Source organism: Vibrio fortis (assembly GCF_000695685.1).
Taxonomy (GTDB): Bacteria; Pseudomonadota; Gammaproteobacteria; order Enterobacterales; family Vibrionaceae; genus Vibrio; species Vibrio fortis_A.
The window spans coordinates 133,234-155,046 of the sequence record NZ_JFFR01000005.1 but is presented as its reverse complement, the minus strand read 5'-3'; the positions used below and the strand labels follow the sequence as shown (position 1 = coordinate 155,046).

The window sequence follows — 21,813 nt, the reverse complement described above, 5'->3', positions numbered from 1 at the left end:
GTGCTTATCGTTAATCTTTACGCCTTGTAGACGGTAAACTTCTTGAACTTCGTTCGCGATGTACTGAGTCACAGCGTGAATACCACGTAGACGTAGGATGTCATGTGGAGTTTCTGGACCGTCAGCGATTACATCACCACGTTCAATCTTCTCACCTTCAAACACGTTCAGTTGACGATGCTTAGGAATCATCTCTTCGTAAGTTTCGCCACCCTCGCGAGTGATAACTAGACGACGCTTACCTTTCGTTTCTTTACCGAAAGACACAGTACCTGTGTGCTCAGCAAGGATCGCAGGCTCTTTAGGCTTACGAGCTTCGAATAGGTCTGCTACGCGTGGTAGACCACCGGTGATATCTTTGTTACCGCCAGATTTCTGAGGGATACGTGCAAGAGTGTCACCAATGCCAACTTCTGCGCCATCTTCGATGTTTACAATCGCTTTACCAGGTAGGAAGTAGTGAGCTGGCATATCAGTACCAGGGATCATTACGTCGTTGCCTGCTGCATCAACAAGTTTGATAGCTGGACGCATATCTTTACCTGCTGCTGGACGCGCTGCTGCATCAGTTACCTCAGAAGAAGATAGACCTGTTAGGTCATCTGTCTGACGAGAAACTGTTACGCCATCGATCATGTCTACGAACTGGATGCGACCTGCCACTTCAGTGATGATTGGCATAGTGTGCGCTTCCCAGTTAGCTACTACTTCACCCGCATCAACTGAATCTTCGTGACCTTTAGTCAGCGTAGAACCGTAAGGAAGTTTGTGCTTCTCTTTCGTACGACCGAACTCATCAACGATGGTTAGTTCAGATGCACGAGAAGTGATTACAAGCTTCTTGTCTTTATTGATAACGAATTTAGCGTTGTGTAGCTTAACCGTACCTGTAGTCTTAGCTTGGATGCTGTTCTCTGCTGCTGCAGTAGATGCCGCACCACCGATGTGGAACGTACGCATCGTTAGCTGTGTACCCGGTTCACCGATAGATTGTGCAGCGATAACACCAACTGCTTCACCTTGGTTCACTAGGTGACCACGTGCTAGGTCACGACCGTAACACTGTGCACAACAACCGAAGTCAGCGTCACACGTTACAACTGAACGTACTTTGATGCTGTCTACAGAGTTGTCTTCCATGATCTGACACCACTTCTCATCAATCAGAGTATTACGTGGAATTAGAACATCTTCAGAACCAGGCTTAAGAACGTCTTCAGCTACTACACGACCTAGAGCAAGCTCAGAAAGTGCAACTTTAACGTCACCACCTTCGATGTGAGGCATCATGTCGATACCTTCGTGCGTGCCACAGTCATGTTCGTGTACTACAACGTCTTGAGCAACGTCTACTAGACGACGAGTTAGGTAACCCGAGTTCGCTGTTTTCAGTGCCGTATCCGCAAGACCCTTACGAGCACCGTGCGTTGAGATAAAGTACTGAAGTACGTTTAGACCTTCTTTAAAGTTCGCAGTGATCGGTGTCTCGATGATTGAGCCATCTGGACGTGCCATCAGACCACGCATACCCGCTAGCTGACGAATCTGAGCTGCAGAACCACGAGCGCCCGAGTCGGCCATCATGTAGATGCTGTTGAACGATTCTTGCTGCTCTTCTTCACCGTCACGGTTGATAACAGTTTCAGAAGATAGGTTATCCATCATCGCTTTCGCAACGCGGTCGTTCGTAGACGCCCAGATATCGATAACTTTGTTGTAACGCTCACCCGCAGTAACAAGACCAGATTGGAATTGCTCTTGGATTTCACGAACTTCTTCTTCAGCAGATTCGATCTCATCGTATTTCGCTTGAGGTACAACCATGTCGTTGATACCTACAGAAACACCAGAAAGTGCTGCGTATGCAAAACCTGCGTACATGATTTGGTCAGCAAAGACTACAGTGTCTTTCAGGCCAAGCTTACGGTAAGCCTCGTTAAGCAGGTTAGAAATCTGTTTCTTACCAAGCTTTTGGTTAACTAGGCTGAACGGTAGGCCCGCTGGAACGATTTGCCATAGCATTGCACGGCCGACAGTTGTATCAACCATCTTCGTTTCAGTTGTGCTGTTACCATCTTCGTCTTTAACCGTCTCAGTGATACGAACTTTAACGCGAGCGTGTAGCTCAGCAGTCTTAGTACGGTATGCCTTCTCAGCCTCTGCAGGGCCAGCAAGATACATACCTTCGCCTTTCACGTTGATCTTGTCACGAGTCATGTAGTAAAGACCCAATACAACGTCCTGAGAAGGTACGATGATCGGATCACCTGACGCTGGCGACAGAATGTTGTTTGTCGACATCATCAGTGTACGTGCTTCAAGCTGTGCTTCTAGAGTTAGAGGCACGTGTACCGCCATTTGGTCACCATCGAAGTCGGCGTTATATGCCGCACACACTAGTGGGTGAAGCTGGATCGCTTTACCTTCGATTAGTACTGGTTCAAACGCTTGGATACCTAGACGGTGAAGTGTAGGTGCACGGTTAAGCAGTACTGGGTGTTCGCGGATTACTTCGTCTAGGATATCCCAAACGATAGCTTCTTCGCGCTCTACCATCTTCTTAGCAGCTTTGATTGTCGTAGCCATGCCACGAGTCTCTAGCTTGCTGTAGATGAACGGCTTAAATAGCTCAAGTGCCATCTTCTTAGGAAGACCACACTGATGTAGACGAAGGTATGGACCTACTGTGATTACAGAACGGCCAGAGTAGTCTACACGTTTACCTAGAAGGTTCTGACGGAAACGACCCTGTTTACCCTTGATCATATCAGCAAGAGATTTCAGAGGACGCTTGTTCGAACCAGTGATCGCACGACCGCGACGACCGTTATCTAGAAGGGCATCAACAGACTCTTGCAGCATACGCTTTTCGTTACGTACGATGATGTCCGGAGCAGCTAGCTCTAGAAGACGCTTCAAACGGTTGTTACGGTTGATCACTCGACGGTAAAGGTCGTTCAGATCTGAAGTCGCAAAACGACCGCCATCTAGAGGTACTAGAGGACGTAGATCTGGCGGAAGAACCGGAAGTACAGTCAGAATCATCCATTGCGGATCGTTACCCGATGCAATGAACGCTTCAACTAGCTTCAGGCGCTTAGTGATCTTCTTACGCTTAGTTTCAGAGTTAGTTGTTTCCAACTCTTCGCGCATTTCTTCCACTTCTTGATGAAGGTCCATTGTTGCAAGCAGATCTTTGATCGCTTCTGCACCCATCTTAGCAGTGAATTCATCGCCCCACTCTTCTAGACGATCCAGATACTCTTCTTCAGTAAGCATCTGAGATTTTTCTAGATCAGTCATACCTGGTTCAGTTACTACGTACATTTCGAAGTAAAGAACACGTTCGATATCACGTAGAGGGATATCCATTAGTAGACCGATACGAGACGGTAGCGATTTTAGGAACCAGATGTGAGCAACTGGTGAAGCAAGCTCGATGTGGCCCATACGGTCACGACGAACTTTAGTTTGTGTAACTTCTACGCCACACTTCTCACAGATAACACCACGGTGTTTCAGACGCTTGTATTTGCCACAAAGACATTCGTAGTCTTTAACTGGACCAAAGATACGCGCACAGAACAGACCATCGCGCTCAGGTTTGAACGTACGATAGTTGATCGTCTCAGGTTTTTTAACTTCACCGAAAGACCATGAACGGATCATGTCTGGTGAAGATAGACCGATTTTGATTGCATCAAATTCTTCGGTCTTATGCTGCGCTTTTAGAAAGTTTAATAAGTCTTTCACAATCAGCTCCTGTAAGGAGTTAAAAGGAGCTCACCCGCAAAAGTGAGCACCTTCTACCAATAATCCCGTGGGGATTACTCTTCGTCTTCTAGCTCGATGTTAATACCTAGCGAGCGGATCTCTTTCAACAGTACGTTGAACGATTCTGGCATGCCAGGTTCCATGCTATGGTTGCCATCTACGATGTTCTTATACATCTTAGTACGGCCGTTAACGTCATCCGACTTAACTGTTAGCATTTCTTGAAGCGTGTAAGCAGCACCGTATGCTTCTAGTGCCCATACTTCCATCTCACCGAAACGCTGACCACCGAACTGAGCTTTACCACCAAGTGGTTGCTGAGTTACTAGGCTGTAAGAACCAGTTGAACGAGCGTGCATCTTGTCATCAACAAGGTGGTTTAGTTTCAGCATGTACATGTAACCAACAGTTACAGGACGCTCAAACGCATCACCAGTACGACCATCAAACAGAGTTAACTGACCAGATTCTGGTAGGTCACCCAGTTTAAGTAGTTCTTTGATTAACGCTTCAGAAGCACCATCGAACACAGGAGTAGCAATCGGTAGACCGCCACGTAGGTTCTTGATCAGAGTACGAACTTGATCATCAGACAGTTCAGCAATGTCAACTTTCTGACGAGTATCACCAAGATCGTAAACCTTCTGTAGGAACTCACGGAACTTGTGCAGTTCTTGTTGCTCCTTAACCATTTGGTTGATCTTGTCACCGATACCTTTCGCAGCCAGACCTAAGTGTACTTCTAGGATCTGACCGATGTTCATACGCGATGGTACACCCAGTGGGTTCAGTACGATGTCGACAGGTTGACCTTTCTCATCGTATGGCATGTCTTCAACAGGGTTAATCTTAGAGATTACACCTTTGTTACCGTGACGACCCGCCATCTTATCACCAGGCTGGATGCGACGTTTAACTGCTAGGTAAACCTTAACAATCTTCAGTACGCCAGGCGCTAGATCATCACCTTGAGTGATCTTACGACGCTTAGTTTCAAACTTCTTATCGAAGTCAGCTTTTAGCTCATCCCACTGCTCAGCAAGTTGCTCAAGCTGTGATTGTAGCGCGTCGTCTTCTAGTGCTTGCTCTAGCCACTTCTTACGGCCGATTGCATCAAGCTTAGCTTCAGAGTAACCACCAGACAGAAGAACAGCTTTAACACGGTTAAGAAGGCCGCCCTCAAGAATTTGGAACTCTTCAGTTAGGTCTTTCTTCGCTTCTTTCAGCTGCATCTGTTCGATTTCAAGTGCACGCTTGTCTTTCTCTACGCCATCGCGAGTGAAGACTTGTACATCGATGATCGTACCTGAAACAGAGTTTGGTACACGTAGAGAAGTATCTTTAACATCAGATGCTTTCTCACCGAAGATTGCACGTAGTAGCTTCTCTTCAGGAGTCAGTTGAGTTTCACCTTTAGGTGTTACTTTACCAACTAGGATGTCACCACCCTTAACTTCAGCACCAATGTAAACGATACCTGACTCGTCTAGTTTAGACAGAGCAGACTCACCTACGTTTGGAATATCAGCTGTGATCTCTTCAGAGCCCAGCTTAGTATCACGAGCCACACAAGATAGTTCTTGGATGTGGATAGTCGTGAAACGGTCTTCTTGAACTACGCGCTCAGATACTAAGATCGAGTCTTCGAAGTTGTAGCCGTTCCAAGGCATGAATGCGATACGCATGTTTTGACCAAGTGCTAGCTCACCAAGGTCTGTTGAAGGACCGTCAGCTAGTACGTCGCCACGTGATACAGGTTCACCTGGAAGCACGGTAGGACGTTGGTTAATACATGTGTTTTGGTTAGAACGCGTGTACTTAGTTAGGTTGTAGATGTCGATACCAGCTTCGCCAGGTACTAGCTCATCTTCGTTAACCTTAACTACGATACGAGAAGCGTCTACAGACTGAATCATACCACCACGTTTAGCTACGGCTGTTACACCAGAGTCTACTGCGATGTTACGTTCGATACCTGTACCAACTAGAGGCTTATCAGCTTTTAGAGTTGGAACTGCTTGACGTTGCATGTTCGCACCCATCAATGCACGGTTCGCATCATCGTGTTCTAGGAACGGGATAAGCGATGCAGCGATAGATACTACTTGGTTTGTCGCAACGTCCATGTAGTCAACGTGGTCGCGTGGGTGAAGACCAGATTCACCTTTTTGACGAGCAGTGATTAGCTCATCTGCGAACGTTCCTTCTTCAGTAAGAACGGTGTTCGCCTGCGCGATTACAAATTGACCTTCCTGGATTGCAGATAGGTAATCTACTTCGTCTGTTACAACACCATCTACTACGCGACGGTACGGAGTTTCTAGGAAACCGTAGTCGTTACAACGCGCAAATGCAGATAGCGAGTTAATTAGACCGATGTTTGGACCTTCAGGCGTTTCGATCGGACATAGACGACCGTAGTGAGTTACGTGAACGTCACGTACTTCGAAGCCTGCGCGTTCACGAGTTAGACCACCTGGACCTAAAGCAGAAATACGACGCTTGTGCGTTACTTCTGACAATGGGTTGTTTTGGTCCATGAACTGTGAAAGCTGTGAAGAGCCAAAGAATTCTTTAACAGCAGCAGAAATAGGCTTAGCGTTGATTAGGTCTTGAGGCATGATTGCATCAAGGTCACCAAGGCTTAGGCGCTCTTTAACAGCACGTTCTACACGAACTAGACCAACACGGAATTGGTTCTCTGCCATTTCACCTACTGAACGGATACGACGGTTACCTAGGTGGTCGATATCATCAACTTCACCTTTACCGCACGGAATTGGTTCTCTGCCATTTCACCTACTGAACGGATACGACGGTTACCTAGGTGGTCGATATCATCAACTTCACCTTTACCGTTACGGATAGCGATCAGCTTCTTCATCACTTCGATGATGTCTGATTCGTCTAGCGTACCGCGCTCTTCTTCTTCTTCACGCTCGATAGAGCTGTTGAACTTCATACGGCCTACAGTTGATAGGTCGTAACGTTCTTCAGAGAAGAATAGGCTTTCGAATAGAGCTTCTGCAGCTTCTTTTGTTGGTGGCTCGCCAGGGCGCATCATGCGGTAGATTTCTACAAGCGCAGAGATGCGATCTACAGTGCTGTCTGCACGTAGAGTGTCTGACATGAATGGACCATGGTCTAGGTCATTCGTGAACAGTACTTCTAGAGCTTTGTGACCTGCTTGAGATAGGTTAGCAAGTGCCTCTAGGCTGATCTCTTGGTTAGCACCAACAATGATCTCGCCAGTTGCTTCGTTGATGTAATCTTTCGATGCAACTTTACCAACGATGTACTCTACTGGTACTTCGATGTGTTCAACGCCATCTTTCTCAAGTTGACGGATGTGACGAGCAGTAACACGACGACCAGTCTCAACGTAAACTTTGCCGTTTGCTTCGATGTCGAATGACGCAGTTTCACCACGTAGACGATCTGGAACCAACTCCATTAGTAGAGTTTGGTCTTTCACTTCGAAGTTCACTTTCTCGAAGAATAGATCCAGGATCTCTTCTGTCGACTTACCTAGTGCACGAAGGATGATTGAAGCTGGTAGCTTACGACGACGGTCGATACGTACGAATAAGTTGTCCTTAGGATCGAACTCAAAGTCTAACCATGAGCCACGGTAAGGAATTACACGTGCGTTATAAAGAACTTTACCTGATGAGTGGGTTTTACCCTTATCACTGTCGAAGAACACGCCTGGGCTTCGGTGCAGCTGGGATACGATAACCCTCTCGGTACCATTGATTACGAAAGTACCATTGTCTGTCATAAGCGGAATTTCGCCCATGTAGACTTCTTGTTCTTTAATGTCTTTTACAGTACCTGCTGGCGCATCTTTATCAAAGATAACTAGACGTAGTTTAACGCGTAGTGGCTTTGAGTAAGTTACACCGCGGATTTGACATTCTTTAACGTCAAAAACTGGCTCACCAAGACGGTAGCTAACGTATTGCAGCTCAGAATTGCCGTTGTAGCTCTGAATTGGGAATACAGAACGAAAAGCAGCCTCAAGACCGTATTGACCTTCAGGATCCTGTTCGATGAATTTGTCGAAAGAATCAAGCTGGATCGATAACAGGTATGGAATGTCCAAAACTTGTGGACGAGTACCAAAGTCCTTACGGATGCGCTTTTTCTCGGTATAAGAGTAAACCATGGGGTTCCTCAGCTCGCTGATAAGTGACCCAAACTACCCGAAACACTCCTCGGAGGGGGTAGTGACTAACAGCTGTTTACTGTAGTGAACGACTATCTTGGAAAGGTAATCGTTTTTTTGCTCAGGTTATGACGTTTAAACAGCGGGAAAATTCGTCATAGCCCTACAGCGCAAAAAGGCCGGTGGTTATTTAACCACCAGCCAATAGCCGTTAGGCTAAGAAATTAAGTAATAATTACTTAACTTCAACAGAAGCGCCTGCTTCTTCTAGCTGTGCTTTAAGAGCTTCAGCTTCAGCTTTGTCAACGCCTTCTTTTAGAGGTGCTGGAGCTGAGTCTACAAGACCTTTAGCTTCTTTAAGACCTAGGCCAGTTGCGCCACGTACAGCTTTGATTACTTGTACTTTGTTAGAACCAGCAGCAGTTAGGATTACGTCGAATTCAGTTTGCTCAGCAGCAGCTTCGCCACCAGCAGCGCCGCCAGCTACAACAGCAGCTGCAGCAGATACGCCGAATTTCTCTTCCATAGCTTCGATAAGCTCAACAACTTGCATTACAGACATTTCTGCAACTGCGTCTAGGATTTGCTCGTTAGTAATAGACATAACAATTCTCTTTTAAGTCAACAATAAGTTTAATTTGCAACCAGTGAAAAGCAAGGCTTATGCCGCAGCTTCTTCTTTTTGGTCACGTAGTGCAGCGATAGTACGAACCAGCTTGCCTGCAGAAGCTTCTTTCATGCACATCATTAGGCGTGCGATTGCTTCGTCGTAAGTTGGTAGTGTCGCTAGTACTTCAGCATCAGTAACTGTGCCTTCAAATGCAGCAGCTTTGATCTCGAAATCTTTGTTCTCTTTAGCGAAGTCTTTGAAAAGACGCGCTGCAGCACCTGGGTGCTCGTTAGAGAACGCGATCAGAGTTGGACCAGTGAAAGTGTCTGTTAGACACTCGTAGTCAGTACCCTGAACCGCACGACGTGCTAGTGTGTTACGAACAACTTTCATGTAAACACCCGCTTCGCGAGCTTGTTTACGTAGAGAAGTCATTGCGCCAACTTCAACGCCACGAGAATCAGCTACAACTGCAGAAAGTGCACCATTAGCTGCTTCGTTGACTTCAGCAACAATTGCTTTTTTGTCTTGAAGATTTAAAGCCATTTGGTTTAACCTCTGGTTGTGATTACAGCACTCATTACAGTGTGCAATGAGCGTTTACGATGCTAATAAACATGAATCACTTCATTTAAATTAGGCATCGCCTACGTAGGTTTTATTAAGCTATAACTCCGAAAAGCACAGCGCCTACGGTCTTGGGATAGATGACTCGAATTGCTTCAGAAATCACCCAACCACAAATATTAGGCGCAGAATTATACACTAAATCTGCGCCTAAGCAAATTAGTTTGCTTGCGTGTTCAGGCTAGCCTGATCAACAGCAACACCAGCACCCATAGTAGTAGAGATGCTTACTTTCTTCAGGAAAGTACCTTTCGCTGAAGAAGGCTTAGCTTTCTTAAGAGCAACTAGCAGAGCTTCAAGGTTTTCTTGAATCTGGTTAGCTTCGAAAGATGCTTTACCGATAGTAGTGTGGATGATGCCGTTCTTGTCGTTACGGTAACGAACCTGACCAGCTTTAGCGTTCTTAACAGCTTCAGCAACGTTAGGAGTCACAGTACCAACTTTAGGGTTTGGCATAAGGCCGCGTGGACCTAGGATAGTACCTAGTTGACCAACAACGCGCATTGCATCTGGAGAAGCAACAACTACGTCGAAGTTCATTTCGCCTTTCTTCACTTGCTCAGCAAGATCTTCCATACCAACAACATCTGCGCCAGCTTCTTTAGCTGCTTCTGCGTTTGCACCTTGAGTGAACACAGCAACGCGGATTTCACGACCAGTACCGTGAGGTAGCACAGTAGCGCCACGTACGTTTTGGTCAGATTTACGAGCATCGATGCCTAGGTTAACAGCAACATCAACAGACTCAACGAATTTAGCAGTAGCTAGTTCTTTAAGAAGAGCAACAGCTTCGTTGATTTCGTACTCTTTAGTTACGTCAACTTTTTCGCGGATTACGCGCATACGCTTAGTAAGTTTTGCCATCTTATTAACCCTCTACCACTAGGCCCATTGAACGAGCAGTACCAGCGATTGAACGCTTCATTGCTTCGATGTCAGCACCAGTCATATCAGCAGCTTTAGTTTCTGCGATTTCTTGGATTTGAGCGTCAGTTACAGTACCCACTTTTTCAGTGTTTGGACGACCTGAACCAGACTTAACGCCAGCAGCTTTCTTAAGAAGAACAGCAGCAGGTGGAGTCTTAGTTACGAACGTGAAAGAACGGTCGTTGTATACAGTAATAACTACTGGAGTCGGTAGACCTTTCTCAACAGATTCTGTTTTTGCGTTGAACGCTTTACAGAATTCCATGATGTTAACACCGTGTTGACCTAGAGCAGGACCAACCGGTGGCGACGGGTTTGCCATACCAGCTGCAACTTGCAGTTTGATATAAGCTTCAACTTTCTTAGCCATGATATTTCCTAATATTTGGGTACATGCGCTAGCCGTAAGGCAAGCTCCCCATAATTTCAATTAAGCTTTTTACTTCCTCAGAAGTAAAAAGGCGCGAAATTATAATCATAATTCGCGCCTTAAACAACCCTAAAAAGGTGATTTTTTATACTCTTTTAATTTGAACAAGTTGCCAATAAGTTATCCACAACTTTGTTCAACTATTCGAGTCTTAGTCCAGTTTTTCAACCTGACCGAATTCAAGCTCAACAGGCGTTGCACGACCAAAGATCGATACAGACACCTTAATGCGGCTCTTCTCGTAATCCACTTCTTCAACAGTACCGTTGAAGTCAGCAAATGGACCATCGTTCACACGAACCACTTCACCAGCTTCGAACATAGTCTTAGGACGTGGAGCTTCGCTCGCTTTCTCTAGACGGTTCAGAATCGCATCAGCTTCTTTGTCAGTGATTGGTGCAGGACGATCAGAGGTGCCACCAATGAAGCCCATAACACGCGGAATGCTGCGTACTAAGTGCCATGATTCGTCATTCATGATCATCTGAACTAATACGTAGCCAGGGAAGAATTTACGTTCACTTTTACGACGTTGACCCGCGCGCATTTCCACTACTTCTTCAGTAGGTACTAGCACATCGCCAAACAGTTCTTCCATGTTGTGCATTTTAATATGTTCGCGTAGCGATTGAGCCACACGACCTTCAAAGCCAGAGAAGGCTTGAACTACATACCAACGTTTTTTTGGAGCTTCACTCATGAATCAGAACCCTCTATACCCCAGTCACAAAGGCAACAAGACGAACCATAATGCCGTCGATGCCCCATAGTGCTAGAGCCATAACAATACTTACAGCTAGAACGATCAATGTGGTTTGCATAGTTTCTTGGCGTGTAGGCCAAACCACTTTACGAATCTCCATGCGAGATTCTTTTGCAAATTCGATCGCAGCTTTACCTTTAGTTGTCGTTGCTGCAACGCCTAGTGCGGCAGCAATCAGCACAACTACACCTGCAGCGCGAATTACAACTGATAATTCACCATACAGGTAATTACCCACAACAGCGGCGGCTAGCAGAACAAAAGCGACAATCCACTTCATTGTATCTGCTGCACTTGAGCTATCAGGAGTCTCAGCGTTTGCTTTCATAAAACCAACCTGTGATAAGTCTTAAATATAGACGACAATAACCCCGCTGTTGCAGGGCACATTCCTTTGCGTTGCAGAACAACACATCTAACAGTCATTTTAGTCAAAAATGATCGTTTTATTCTTTGCTAAGAGACAAAGTTGCTGTGATTTCACACAACTCTTTTTTTAGCGCAGAAAAAGGGCATCAAATGATGCCCTTTTTACTAGTGGTTCGTCAAATCTTATGCAAAGATTTTAGCTACAACACCAGCACCTACAGTACGGCCACCTTCACGGATAGCGAAACGTAGGCCTTCGTCCATTGCGATTGGAGCGATTAGCTCAACAGTCATTTGAACGTTGTCACCTGGCATTACCATTTCTACGCCTTCTGGTAGAGTGATGTCGCCTGTTACGTCAGTTGTACGGAAGTAGAACTGTGGACGGTAACCTTTGAAGAAAGGAGTGTGACGGCCGCCTTCGTCTTTAGAAAGTACGTATACTTCAGACTCGAACTTAGTGTGTGGGTTGATAGAACCTTTAGCAGATAGTACTTGACCACGTTCAACTTCGTCACGCTTAGTACCACGTAGAAGTGCACCAACGTTCTCACCAGCACGACCTTCGTCAAGAAGCTTACGGAACATCTCAACACCAGTACAAGTAGTCATTGTTGTTTCTTTGATACCAACGATTTCTACTTCGTCACCTACGCGTAGGATACCACGCTCGATACGACCAGTTACAACAGTACCACGACCTTGGATCGAGAATACGTCTTCAATTGGTAGTAGGAACGGTTGGTCTACTGCACGCTCTGGCTCTGGGATGTACGTATCTAGAGCTTCAGCTAGCTCAACGATCTTGTCTTCCCATTGCTTCTCGCCGTTTAGTGCGCCAAGAGCAGAACCTTGGATTACTGGTAGGTCATCACCTGGGAATTCGTACTCAGAAAGAAGTTCACGAACTTCCATTTCTACTAGTTCTAGTAGCTCTTCGTCATCAACCATGTCACATTTGTTCATGAATACGATGATGTAAGGGATACCAACTTGACGACCAAGTAGGATGTGCTCACGAGTTTGAGGCATTGGGCCGTCAGTCGCAGCAACAACTAGGATACCGCCGTCCATTTGTGCAGCACCAGTGATCATGTTTTTAACATAATCCGCGTGTCCTGGACAGTCTACGTGTGCGTAGTGACGTGATGGAGTGTCGTACTCAACGTGAGAAGTTGCGATTGTGATACCGCGCTCACGCTCTTCTGGAGCGTTATCGATAGATGCGAAGTCTTTCGCTTCACCACCGTACACTTTAGAAAGTGTAGTACAGATAGCAGCAGTTAGAGTTGTTTTACCGTGGTCAACGTGGCCGATAGTACCAACGTTTACGTGCGGTTTCGTACGTTCAAATTTTTCTTTAGACAGAGTTGTTTTACCGTGGTCAACGTGGCCGATAGTACCAACGTTTACGTGCGGTTTCGTACGTTCAAATTTTTCTTTAGACACGATCGTGTTCCTTCCTAGTTATGATTCGCCACGACCATTATTGGTCGAGACGCGCCAGAAATTGCTATTTTATGCGCCAACTCTCGTTAGCGCAATATTTGGACGCATTAGATCTTTCAAAAAAATGAAAAAAATGCAGCCCTATTGTTTAACCACGCTCTGCAATGATTGCTTTTGCAACATTGTTAGGCACTTCAGCGTACTCACTAAACTCCATAGAGTAAGAAGCACGACCTTGTGTCGCAGAACGTAAATCAGTTGAGTAACCGAACATGACAGACAACGGAACTTGTGCACGAATTATCTTCAGGCCAGCTGTACCCTCGTCCATACCTTCGATGATGCCGCGACGACGGTTAATATCGCCAACAACGTCACCCATCCAGTCTTCTGGAGTAGTTACTTCAACTTTCATCATAGGCTCAAGCAAAACTGGTTGCGCTTCAAGTGCACCTGTTCTGAAAGCCATAGAGGCAGCGATTGTAAACGCCATCTCACTTGAATCTGTTTCATGGTAAGAACCATCGTATAGTGTAGCTTTGATATCCAGAACTGGATAGCCAGCAAGCACACCATTGTTCATCTGCTCTTCAACGCCTTTAGCTACTGAAGCGATAAACTCTTTAGGTACCGTACCATCGGCAATTTCATCCACGAAGACAAAGCCTTCGCCAACTTCTGATGGTTCAAGTTTCAGCCAAACATGACCGTATTGACCTTTACCACCGTGTTCACGGATAAATTTACCTTCCGCTTTCGCTGTACCACGAATTGTTTCACGGTAAGCCACTTGCGGGTTACCAACGTTGCAGTTCACGCTAAATTCACGCTTCATACGGTCAACGATGATATCTAAGTGTAGTTCACCCATACCAGAAATCAGTGTCTGGCCAGTTTCGTCGTCCATATCGACGCGGAACGATGGGTCTTCTGCTGCTAGCTTAGCTAGAGCAATCGTCATTTTATCTTGATCAGCTTGTGAGCTTGGCTCTACAACGATCTGGATAACTGGATCTGGGAACTCCATACGCTCAAGAACAATCTTATGGTTCTGGTCACATAGAGTTTCACCAGTGGTCACATCTTTTAGACCGATAATAGCGGCGATGTCACCTGCTCGTACTTCTTTTACTTCTTCACGCTTGTTTGAGTGCATCTGAACGATACGCCCCAAACGCTCACGCTGTTGCTTCACTGAGTTATAAGCCGTTTTACCGCTTTCAACTACACCAGAGTAAACACGGATGAAAGTTAGAGTACCAACGAATGGGTCGGTTGCGATCTTAAATGCAAGTGCAGAGAACGGTTCGTTGTCATCTGCGTGACGTTCTGCTTCATTCTCGTCTTCATCGATACCTTTGATTGCAGGTACATCAACTGGAGAAGGAAGAAAATCAACCACTGCATCAAGAACAGCTTGTACGCCTTTGTTTTTGAATGCACTACCACAAGTTGCCAGTACGATTTCGTTATTAAGGGTACGAGTACGAAGACCTTGTTTGATCTCTTCTTCTGATAGCTCACCTTCTTCAAGGTATTTGTCCATCAGTTCTTCAGAGGCTTCAGCTGCAGCTTCAACAAGTTCTGTACGATATTCTTCAGCCATTTCTTGCATGTCTGCAGGAATGTCTTCGTATGTGAACGTCATGCCTTGGTCAGCTTCGTTCCAGTTGATTGCCTTCATCTTGATAAGATCGACAACACCTTGGAAGTTTTCTTCAGCACCAATGTTCAATTGAATTGGAACAGGTGTCGCGCCTAGGCGATCCTTGATCTGATCAATTACACGCAGGAAGTCTGCGCCTGTACGGTCCATTTTGTTAACGAAAACCATACGTGGAACTTGGTACTTGTCAGCTTGACGCCATACTGTCTCTGATTGAGGTTCAACACCAGATGAACCACAGAACACAACAACTGCACCATCAAGTACACGCAGAGAACGTTCTACTTCAATCGTGAAGTCAACGTGTCCAGGGGTGTCGATGATATTGATACGGTGATCTGGGAATTGCGCTTCCATACCACGCCAAAACGTAGTGGTTGCTGCTGAAGTGATTGTGATACCACGTTCTTGCTCTTGCTCCATCCAGTCCATGGTTGCTGCACCATCGTGAACTTCGCCGATTTTGTGAGAAAGACCGGTATAGAACAGAATACGTTCACTTGTGGTTGTTTTACCTGCATCTACGTGAGCAACAATACCGATATTACGGTAGCGCTCAATAGGAGTTTTACGAGCCACGGTTGAATCCTCTTTACTTAGAGACTTAGGGACTATTGCTATACCCAGAGTAGTTGCTAAAAAAGCATCCCTCTAGAAATAGCAATAGTTCCTAGCATACGCATAGGAACTAAAGAAGTGCTGCAAGGAACCTTGCAGCACTGAAAGGTATTACCAACGGTAATGAGCGAACGCTTTGTTTGCGTCAGCCATGCGGTGAACGTCTTCACGTTTCTTAACCGCAGTACCTTTGTTCTCAGACGCGTCTAGCATTTCAGCTGCTAGGCGTTGAGCCATAGATTTTTCACCACGCTTACGCGCAGCTTCAACTACCCAACGCATAGCAAGTGCGTTACGGCGAACCGGACGTACTTCTACAGGTACTTGGTAAGTTGAACCACCTACACGGCGAGATTTAACCTCTACCGCTGGGCGAACATTTTCAAGAGCTTCTTCAAATACAGCTAAGTGATCTTTACCAGATTTCTCAGCCATTGCATCTAGTGCAGTGTAAACGATTTTTTCTGCAGTAGATTTCTTACCGTCAACCATTAGGATGTTAACGAATTTTGCCAGCAGTTCAGATTTGAACTTTGGATCTGGAAGGATCTTACGCTGACCGATGACGCGACGACGTGGCATGGATTTTCTCCGTTGTCTTCTTCAGGTTATCCAAAACTTTTCAGTTTCTTCAAAAATTAAAATTAATTTAGTGTTTGGCCTTACTTAACGGATACCATTAAGATTTTGGACGCTTAACACCGTACTTAGAACGACCTTGCTTACGGTCGTTAACGCCAGCACAGTCTAGTGCGCCGCGAACTGTGTGGTAACGTACACCCGGAAGGTCTTTTACACGACCGCCACGGATTAGAACAACACTGTGCTCTTGAAGGTTGTGACCTTCACCACCGATGTACGAAGTTACTTCGAAACCGTTAGTTAGACGTACACGACATACTTTACGTAGTGCCGAGTTAGGTTTTTTAGGTGTAGTAGTGTAAACACGAGTACATACACCACGTTTTTGTGGACACGCTTCTAGTGCAGGCACGTTGCTTTTAACAACTTGCTTTGCACGAGGCTTACGTACCAACTGGTTAATAGTTGCCATTAACTAGCTCCTGAAATTTACTTGAAAGTAAGCTTTGTGAAAAATCTATCCCTAACTACACGTGGCAATTAGGGACGCAAAATTCTATTCAGCAGTGGGATGTGTGTCAAGAAATATACAGATCTTTTTTAGCCATCTAGAGCTAAGGATGCTCTATTTGGTCGATAATAGTGGTAAAGGGTTACCAAGTGATGGATTGTTGGTGCTGCTCGGTGAGTGCAACGAAGCCCAAATAATCCACTTTTGTTAATGATTTCGACACGAGGTTTTGCAAACCACGGCTGTTGAGATCTGGCTCGAGCACAGACACTTCTTCGATATCCATTAGCTGCTGCGCAAGCTCATGGCTTGGCAATGCTGCGTAAACCGCGTCTTCCGTTAACAGTAAGTGTTCACTCGGCTGGCGATAGGCAAGCGCGAGATTAAGCTTTTCGATCGTCTTAATGATGTGCAGCATGTTAAACCTTTAAAATGTGAGTATCTGGTCGCATTGAGCAAACTGCTGCGCCATAGTACTTGGTGCCAGTACTTGAGTATCAATAACCAGCTGTTCACTCGCCAGTCCAAAGCGCTGTAAGCTCTGCTCACACACGTAAACCTGCTCGATATCGTAAAGCTCCATCAGCTTAAATGCTGCAATGTAATCGCGAGACAAAGACTCGCCTGGCTGCTGTTGCTCGAGCAGTTGTGTTACGCCATTGCCGACGAAGAACACCGAAATCTCCTCGGTGTAAGCAGAAGCCGCTAGCAGTGCATCTAAGCCTTCTCTGCCCGATGCTGTACTATGAGGAAAGCTGTTAAATACGTATCCTAACTTTTTCAAAACTGCACTACCCTATCTTGAGTCAACATCGCCTCAGCAAGACTGCCTAGCCCTGCTTGCTCAAAACCATCCGCCAAGTTGTGATTTTCAAGCTGATGTTGATTCGCTTCATCCTCACTGACAACGCCTCGACGCAGTGCAGCTGCAACACAGGTTTCCAAGCGAACTTCATGTTGTGATGCAAGCTTTTGCCACGCTCCAGCAAGATCAAATTCATCGTTAGCTGGAACGGTCAGCGCGGAACCATTACTCACCCCATCTTGATAAAAGAAGACACTCTTCAGTTGATGTCCTCTCTCTATCAAAGCAAGCGCAAACTGGTAGGCATTTTTCGCAGATTGGGAGCCATAGATTGGCCCATTAACTAACAGGGTATACGTTAGGTTTGAACTCAACTCTCATCATCCTCTGTTTTGCGCTGACGGATATACAGGTAAACCGTATGTTTTGAGATATTTAGGCGCTCTGCAACGCGGTTAATCGCATCTTTAATATCAAAGATACCTTTGTCGTAAAGCTCCATCACGATCTGACGGTTCTTAGTGTTGTTCGATACCGACTTATCAGCATTGATCTCTTCGATGGTGCGCTCTACGGTTTGGTCTACCAGCTCTTCAACGTCACTTGCAAAGTTCACTGAAGACGCCGCTTCATCTGCATCTTGCGTTGGCATGAAAGATTGCAGTACTTGTGAGAACGGAGCATCAAGGTTTACGTTGATACAAAGCAGGCCGATAACTCGGTCGTCACCATTACGGATAGCCACCGTAATCGACTTCATCAATACACCGCCTTTTGCGCGTGTAAAGTACGAACGAGAGAAGTTACGCTTAGAGCCTTCAATATCTTTCAGCATCTTCAGCGCTAAATCGGTGATTGGAGAACCAACCTGACGCCCAGTATTCTCGCCGTTGGCAATCTTGATCGCAGAGGTATTAAGATCCTCTAGCGAGTGCAAAACGATTTCACAAAACGGACCAATAAGACTTGCGATGCCATCAACAACGGCTTCATAAGATCTCAGAATGATTTTATCGTGTTCACTGAATGGCATGACATTGACTGATTCCATTTCAAGTAACACATCCGCATTGACTGTTTCTGTAGTAGTCACTTAATTCCTTACCTTCGTGTGAAAAATCAACAAATTTATGTAAGTTTATCAGAAATTTTTAATTGCACACCTAGCTAACATTGCAACTAGTGATTTAGAACAAGTTAAAAAACCAATTACTCAAAATGACAGCATAAAAAAAGGCCTAACTGAGTTAGGCCTTAGAACACTTCGTGAAACGATTATTGTGCAGCTGTTTCTTCTGCGTTATCAATCTTCAGTAGCTCAACTTCAAATACAAGCGTTGAGTTCGCTGGGATTGTTGGTGTGTCTTGCTCACCGTACGCTAGCTCTGGCGGGATAACGAACTTGTACTTAGAGCCCACTTGCATTAGCTGTACGCCTTCCGTCCAACCCGGGATTACGCGGTTTAGTGGGAATGTTGCTGGTTCGCCACGATCGTAAGAGCTATCAAACTGAGTACCGTCAGTTAGTGTGCCTTTGTAATGTACTTGTACAGTGTCAGTATCTTTTGGAGACTCACCTTCCGCCGCTGTCATTACTTGGTATAGTAGGCCAGAGTCAGTTTTTTGAACGCCTTCTGTTTTCTCAAACTCAGCACGGTAGTCTTCACCCGCTTTCTTAGTTGCAGCTGATTTCTCTGCAGCTTGAGCTTGCATTGTTTCTGCTACACGCTGATCAAGAGCTTCTAGTGCCGCACGAGTTTCTTCTTCGTTAAGTGCAGTTTTTTCTGCAAATACATCTTCGATACCTTTCAGTACCATTTCTTTGTCTAGGTTGATACCTAATTCGCTTGGCTTATCAATGCTTGTGCTTAGGTAGTTTGCAAATGAAACACCGATTGCGTAAGCCGCTTTGTCGTCTTCTGTTTTAAAGTTTACTGCTTCAACTTTCACTTCTTCGACTTGAGGAGCTTCTGCCTTTGGTTCTTCTTTCTGACAACCAACTGCTAGCATAACCGTCGCGGCAAGCAGTGATACTTTTAAAACTGATTTCATTGAATACTCCAATTAATGGCCAAGCCATTGGTTATTGTGCACAAATCTAATGATTAGATTGGTGTGAATACGTTAGTTATAACAATATACTAGTTCTATGTCTTCTGACACAAACCGGATTGTTAGACGTGATGCGAATATTTTTTCACTCATTACTATATGCAATTGTCATCACTCTGTTAAATGGATGTTTTTTCTTCCAAGAGGATGATCAACGTTGGGATATCGAACCCAGCGGTGCCACCAGCTTTGCGTTAAGCAGAGACGGTCGCTTTGCCCTACTCTATTCCCAGCAGAAACATTTGCTACTGTGGGATCTCGCAGAAAATCAAGAACTCGCCCAACTTGGAGAACAAGACCAACAAAGTTCTCCTGTTACACGAATCAAAATCTCTGACAATGGTCGCTATGCGGTGACAGCCAGTCAGATGAACTTTGCCGTTTGGGACCTAACTTGGACGCAAGCCGAAGGACTTTGGTCGATCTCTGACGGGTTGATCCGCGATGTCGACATCTCCAGTAACGGCGAGAAAGTCCTACTCGGGTTATCAAACGGTAAAGCCATCTACGTGGACTTAGTCACTGGTCGCCGCTTAGAGTTCCTCGCGCATCGAGAAAAAGTCAATTCAGTGTCGCTATCGTCCAATGGCCGCTACGCACTTTCAGGTGGTAACGACTACAAAGCCTACCTTTGGGATACAGAAACAGGGCTGGTTTTGCGTACCTTCGAGCATGAACAGCGCGTTGTGCGAGTCGTACTCCAGCGGGATGGTGAGCTGGCTTTTACTTCCGATGGTGGAAACCAAGCCATAGTTTGGGATCTTGAAACCGGTGAGCCACAAGCGGAGCTACAAAGCTGGTCGCGCCAACTGATCTTCTCAACCGCTCGCTTCTCTGATGATGGTCTACAACTCGTCACGGGTACACCATCAAGCCAAGTCAGTATTTGGGATACGCAGACCGGCAAGCGCATCGCTCGCTACGAAGCGGAGCCGTTAAAAGATGCTCGCCCTCCTCGTGCGGTAGTGTATGATGCAGCCTTTGATAATCAGAGCCGTGTAATATCGGGAACATCAGCGGGCATCGCCCAAGCTTGGAACGTGGATTAAGAACGATGACAGAGAAGCTAGTTGAACAACTAGAGAGCCGAGTGAATGACCTTGAGTGTCAGCTGGCTTTCCAAGAGCAGACCATTGAAGAACTCAATGAGGCACTGAGCCAACAACAATTGCTGATCACTAAGATGCAAGACCAAATGAAATATGTTGTCGGTAAGGTTAAGAATATCGACGGCTCGAATCTGGCTGACGCATCAGAAGAGACGCCACCGCCACACTACTGATATTCAGATGTCGGCAGTGAGAGTTTCTGTGAATGCAAAAAGGGTGACCATGAGTCACCCTTTTTGTTTTATATAAATCAGTTAATACTCAACCCTGCCGATAAATCAGTTTAATCATCGGCGTAGATTTTCACTTCTACGGCACCATCGACATCAACACTCGCGCGGTACATACCAGAGCTGTTCATACCGAAGTGAATCTCACCTTGGCTATCAATGGCGATTAAGCCGCCTTCTCCGCCCATCTCTTTCAATTCACCCTGAATGATATGTTCACAAGCTGTATACACATCTTCTTTCAAGTAACGCATACGCGCCGCCACATCACTGGCAACCATCTTACGCAGAAAGAACTCACCCATCCCTGTCGTAGAAACGGCAACATTGCCATTCTCAGCAATGGTCCCTGCACCTATGATGGGTGAATCGCCAACACGACCGTACTTCTTGTTCGTTACGCCACCGGTACTGGTCGCTGCAGCGAGATTACCCGCTTGGTCTAATGCGACAGCACCTACCGTGCCGTACTTTTTATCATCTGGGTATTTGCCGGCTTGCTGTTCATCGTATTTCGCCTCAGACAACGCGAAGATACCTTTCTCTTTCATCGACTGTAGTTGGTCATAACGGCGTTCTGTGAAGAAGTAATCTTGCTCAGTAAAGGTATAGTCATGTTCAAAGGCAAACTTCTCTGCCCCTTCACCAATCAGCAATACGTGATCGCTTTTCAACATCACATCGCGAGCTAATTCGATCGGGTTTTTAATATGGCGAACACCAGCAATAGCGCCAGCATCCATCTCTTTACCATGCATCACTGATGCATCCATCTCGACGAATTCATCATGAGTCAAAACCGAGCCTTTACCCGCATTGAAATGGGGGCTGTCCTCCATCACTTTAACAGCAGCCACAACCGCATCTAGCGCATCACCACCCGATTTTAGAATTTGATGCCCTGCCAATACGGACTTTTCTAAAGCTTCAACGATGCCAGCTTTGAGATCATCACTCATCTGCTCTCGTAAAATCGTCCCAGCGCCACCATGTATCGCGATAGAAAAAGGGTGTGACATAGATGCTCTCCATTTGCCTGTCTTGGTCTTTTGCTTACCAATAC

Annotated in this window: 19 protein-coding genes and 1 pseudogene; 2 read left to right on the top strand and 18 right to left on the bottom strand. The window is 45.8% G+C overall.

What is annotated here, in order from left to right; all coding sequences use genetic code 11:
• The 17 genes and pseudogenes from rpoC to fkpA form a co-directional block, all read right to left on the bottom strand.
• The coding region (gene rpoC / locus VFDL14_RS0123005; RefSeq protein ID WP_032550063.1) for a DNA-directed RNA polymerase subunit beta' at positions 1-3,753 on the bottom strand (3,753 nt) is incomplete at its 3' end.
• A gap of 74 nt (positions 3,754-3,827) precedes the next feature.
• Positions 3,828-7,942 (bottom strand): annotated as a pseudogene (rpoB, locus tag VFDL14_RS0123000) (DNA-directed RNA polymerase subunit beta).
• A 235-nt stretch (positions 7,943-8,177) separates the two neighbouring features.
• Positions 8,178-8,546, bottom strand: coding sequence for a 50S ribosomal protein L7/L12 (gene rplL / locus VFDL14_RS16765; protein WP_032549912.1), 369 nt, complete (start codon positions 8,544-8,546; stop codon positions 8,178-8,180).
• A 57-nt stretch (positions 8,547-8,603) separates the two neighbouring features.
• Positions 8,604-9,098 (bottom strand): 50S ribosomal protein L10, encoded by a 495-nt coding sequence (gene rplJ, locus VFDL14_RS16770; RefSeq protein ID WP_032549911.1) that lies wholly within the window; start codon positions 9,096-9,098, stop codon positions 8,604-8,606.
• Positions 9,099-9,338: 240 nt separating this feature from the next.
• Positions 9,339-10,043 (bottom strand): 50S ribosomal protein L1, encoded by a 705-nt coding sequence (gene rplA, locus VFDL14_RS16775; protein ID WP_032549910.1) that lies wholly within the window; start codon positions 10,041-10,043, stop codon positions 9,339-9,341.
• A 4-nt stretch (positions 10,044-10,047) separates the two neighbouring features.
• The gene (gene rplK, locus VFDL14_RS16780; RefSeq protein WP_026084318.1) at positions 10,048-10,476 is read right to left on the bottom strand and encodes a 50S ribosomal protein L11; all 429 of its coding nucleotides are present in this window, start codon (positions 10,474-10,476) and stop codon (positions 10,048-10,050) included.
• 211 nt (positions 10,477-10,687) lie between these two features.
• Positions 10,688-11,236, bottom strand: a complete 549-nt coding sequence (nusG, locus tag VFDL14_RS16785) for a transcription termination/antitermination protein NusG (protein ID WP_032549909.1) — start codon at positions 11,234-11,236, stop codon at positions 10,688-10,690.
• Between the two features lie 13 nt (positions 11,237-11,249).
• Positions 11,250-11,627: a preprotein translocase subunit SecE gene (gene secE, locus VFDL14_RS16790; RefSeq protein ID WP_032549907.1), complete on the bottom strand. Its 378-nt coding sequence runs from the start codon at positions 11,625-11,627 to the stop codon at positions 11,250-11,252.
• Positions 11,628-11,851: 224 nt separating this feature from the next.
• Positions 11,852-13,036, bottom strand: a complete 1,185-nt coding sequence (gene tuf, locus VFDL14_RS0122995) for an elongation factor Tu (RefSeq protein WP_032550062.1) — start codon at positions 13,034-13,036, stop codon at positions 11,852-11,854.
• Positions 13,037-13,265: 229 nt separating this feature from the next.
• Complete coding sequence (fusA, locus tag VFDL14_RS16795) at positions 13,266-15,362, bottom strand: elongation factor G (RefSeq protein WP_032550048.1); 2,097 nt, start codon at positions 15,360-15,362, stop codon at positions 13,266-13,268.
• A 150-nt stretch (positions 15,363-15,512) separates the two neighbouring features.
• Positions 15,513-15,983 carry a 30S ribosomal protein S7 gene (gene rpsG, locus VFDL14_RS16800; protein WP_004737195.1) on the bottom strand — a complete coding sequence of 157 codons (471 nt, stop codon included), beginning with the start codon at positions 15,981-15,983 and terminating at the stop codon, positions 15,513-15,515.
• Positions 15,984-16,080: 97 nt separating this feature from the next.
• Positions 16,081-16,455, bottom strand: a complete 375-nt coding sequence (gene rpsL, locus VFDL14_RS16805) for a 30S ribosomal protein S12 (protein WP_004399892.1) — start codon at positions 16,453-16,455, stop codon at positions 16,081-16,083.
• Positions 16,456-16,636: 181 nt separating this feature from the next.
• Positions 16,637-16,912, bottom strand: a complete 276-nt coding sequence (gene tusB, locus VFDL14_RS16810; protein ID WP_032550047.1) for a sulfurtransferase complex subunit TusB — start codon at positions 16,910-16,912, stop codon at positions 16,637-16,639.
• 9 nt (positions 16,913-16,921) lie between these two features.
• Complete coding sequence (gene tusC / locus VFDL14_RS16815) at positions 16,922-17,278, bottom strand: sulfurtransferase complex subunit TusC (protein WP_032550046.1); 357 nt, start codon at positions 17,276-17,278, stop codon at positions 16,922-16,924.
• Positions 17,275-17,673 carry a sulfurtransferase complex subunit TusD gene (gene tusD, locus VFDL14_RS16820; protein WP_032550044.1) on the bottom strand — a complete coding sequence of 133 codons (399 nt, stop codon included), beginning with the start codon at positions 17,671-17,673 and terminating at the stop codon, positions 17,275-17,277. Before tusD ends, tusC begins: the two co-directional genes overlap by 4 nt.
• Positions 17,670-18,392 (bottom strand): helix-turn-helix transcriptional regulator, encoded by a 723-nt coding sequence (locus tag VFDL14_RS16825; RefSeq protein ID WP_032550043.1) that lies wholly within the window; start codon positions 18,390-18,392, stop codon positions 17,670-17,672. Before VFDL14_RS16825 ends, tusD begins: the two co-directional genes overlap by 4 nt.
• A gap of 182 nt (positions 18,393-18,574) precedes the next feature.
• Positions 18,575-19,351 (bottom strand): FKBP-type peptidyl-prolyl cis-trans isomerase, encoded by a 777-nt coding sequence (fkpA, locus tag VFDL14_RS16830; RefSeq protein ID WP_032550042.1) that lies wholly within the window; start codon positions 19,349-19,351, stop codon positions 18,575-18,577.
• A 131-nt stretch (positions 19,352-19,482) separates the two neighbouring features.
• Here fkpA and VFDL14_RS16835 point away from each other — a divergent pair, with 131 nt between their 5' ends.
• Together VFDL14_RS16835 and VFDL14_RS16840 are read left to right on the top strand one after the other, a co-directional pair.
• Positions 19,483-20,460: a WD40 repeat domain-containing protein gene (locus tag VFDL14_RS16835; protein WP_032550041.1), complete on the top strand. Its 978-nt coding sequence runs from the start codon at positions 19,483-19,485 to the stop codon at positions 20,458-20,460.
• Between the two features lie 5 nt (positions 20,461-20,465).
• Positions 20,466-20,693, top strand: a complete 228-nt coding sequence (locus VFDL14_RS16840; protein ID WP_032550040.1) for a SlyX family protein — start codon at positions 20,466-20,468, stop codon at positions 20,691-20,693.
• A gap of 110 nt (positions 20,694-20,803) precedes the next feature.
• Here the strand turns inward: VFDL14_RS16840 and VFDL14_RS16845 are convergent, their stop codons facing one another.
• Positions 20,804-21,769 carry an isoaspartyl peptidase/L-asparaginase family protein gene (locus tag VFDL14_RS16845; RefSeq protein WP_032550039.1) on the bottom strand — a complete coding sequence of 322 codons (966 nt, stop codon included), beginning with the start codon at positions 21,767-21,769 and terminating at the stop codon, positions 20,804-20,806.
• Between the last annotated feature and the right edge of the window lie 44 nt (positions 21,770-21,813).

Excerpts from the sequence above, each read along its gene's own strand:
- rplA (WP_032549910.1), bottom strand. The coding sequence starts at position 10,043 with ATGGCAAAACTTACTAAGCGTATGCGCGTAATCCGCGAAAAAGTTGAC.
- tusB (WP_032550047.1), bottom strand. The coding sequence starts at position 16,912 with ATGCTGCACATCATTAAGACGATCGAAAAGCTTAATCTCGCGCTTGCC.
- rpsG (WP_004737195.1), bottom strand. The coding sequence starts at position 15,983 with ATGCCACGTCGTCGCGTCATCGGTCAGCGTAAGATCCTTCCAGATCCA.
- VFDL14_RS16845 (WP_032550039.1), bottom strand. The coding sequence starts at position 21,769 with ATGTCACACCCTTTTTCTATCGCGATACATGGTGGCGCTGGGACGATT.
- rpsL (WP_004399892.1), bottom strand. The coding sequence starts at position 16,455 with ATGGCAACTATTAACCAGTTGGTACGTAAGCCTCGTGCAAAGCAAGTT.
- VFDL14_RS16835 (WP_032550041.1), top strand. The coding sequence starts at position 19,483 with ATGCGAATATTTTTTCACTCATTACTATATGCAATTGTCATCACTCTG.
- rplL (WP_032549912.1), bottom strand. The coding sequence starts at position 8,546 with ATGTCTATTACTAACGAGCAAATCCTAGACGCAGTTGCAGAAATGTCT.
- rplK (WP_026084318.1), bottom strand. The coding sequence starts at position 10,476 with ATGGCTAAGAAAGTTGAAGCTTATATCAAACTGCAAGTTGCAGCTGGT.
- fkpA (WP_032550042.1), bottom strand. The coding sequence starts at position 19,351 with ATGAAATCAGTTTTAAAAGTATCACTGCTTGCCGCGACGGTTATGCTA.
- secE (WP_032549907.1), bottom strand. The coding sequence starts at position 11,627 with ATGAAAGCAAACGCTGAGACTCCTGATAGCTCAAGTGCAGCAGATACA.
- nusG (WP_032549909.1), bottom strand. The coding sequence starts at position 11,236 with ATGAGTGAAGCTCCAAAAAAACGTTGGTATGTAGTTCAAGCCTTCTCT.
- rplJ (WP_032549911.1), bottom strand. The coding sequence starts at position 9,098 with ATGGCTTTAAATCTTCAAGACAAAAAAGCAATTGTTGCTGAAGTCAAC.
- VFDL14_RS16840 (WP_032550040.1), top strand. The coding sequence starts at position 20,466 with ATGACAGAGAAGCTAGTTGAACAACTAGAGAGCCGAGTGAATGACCTT.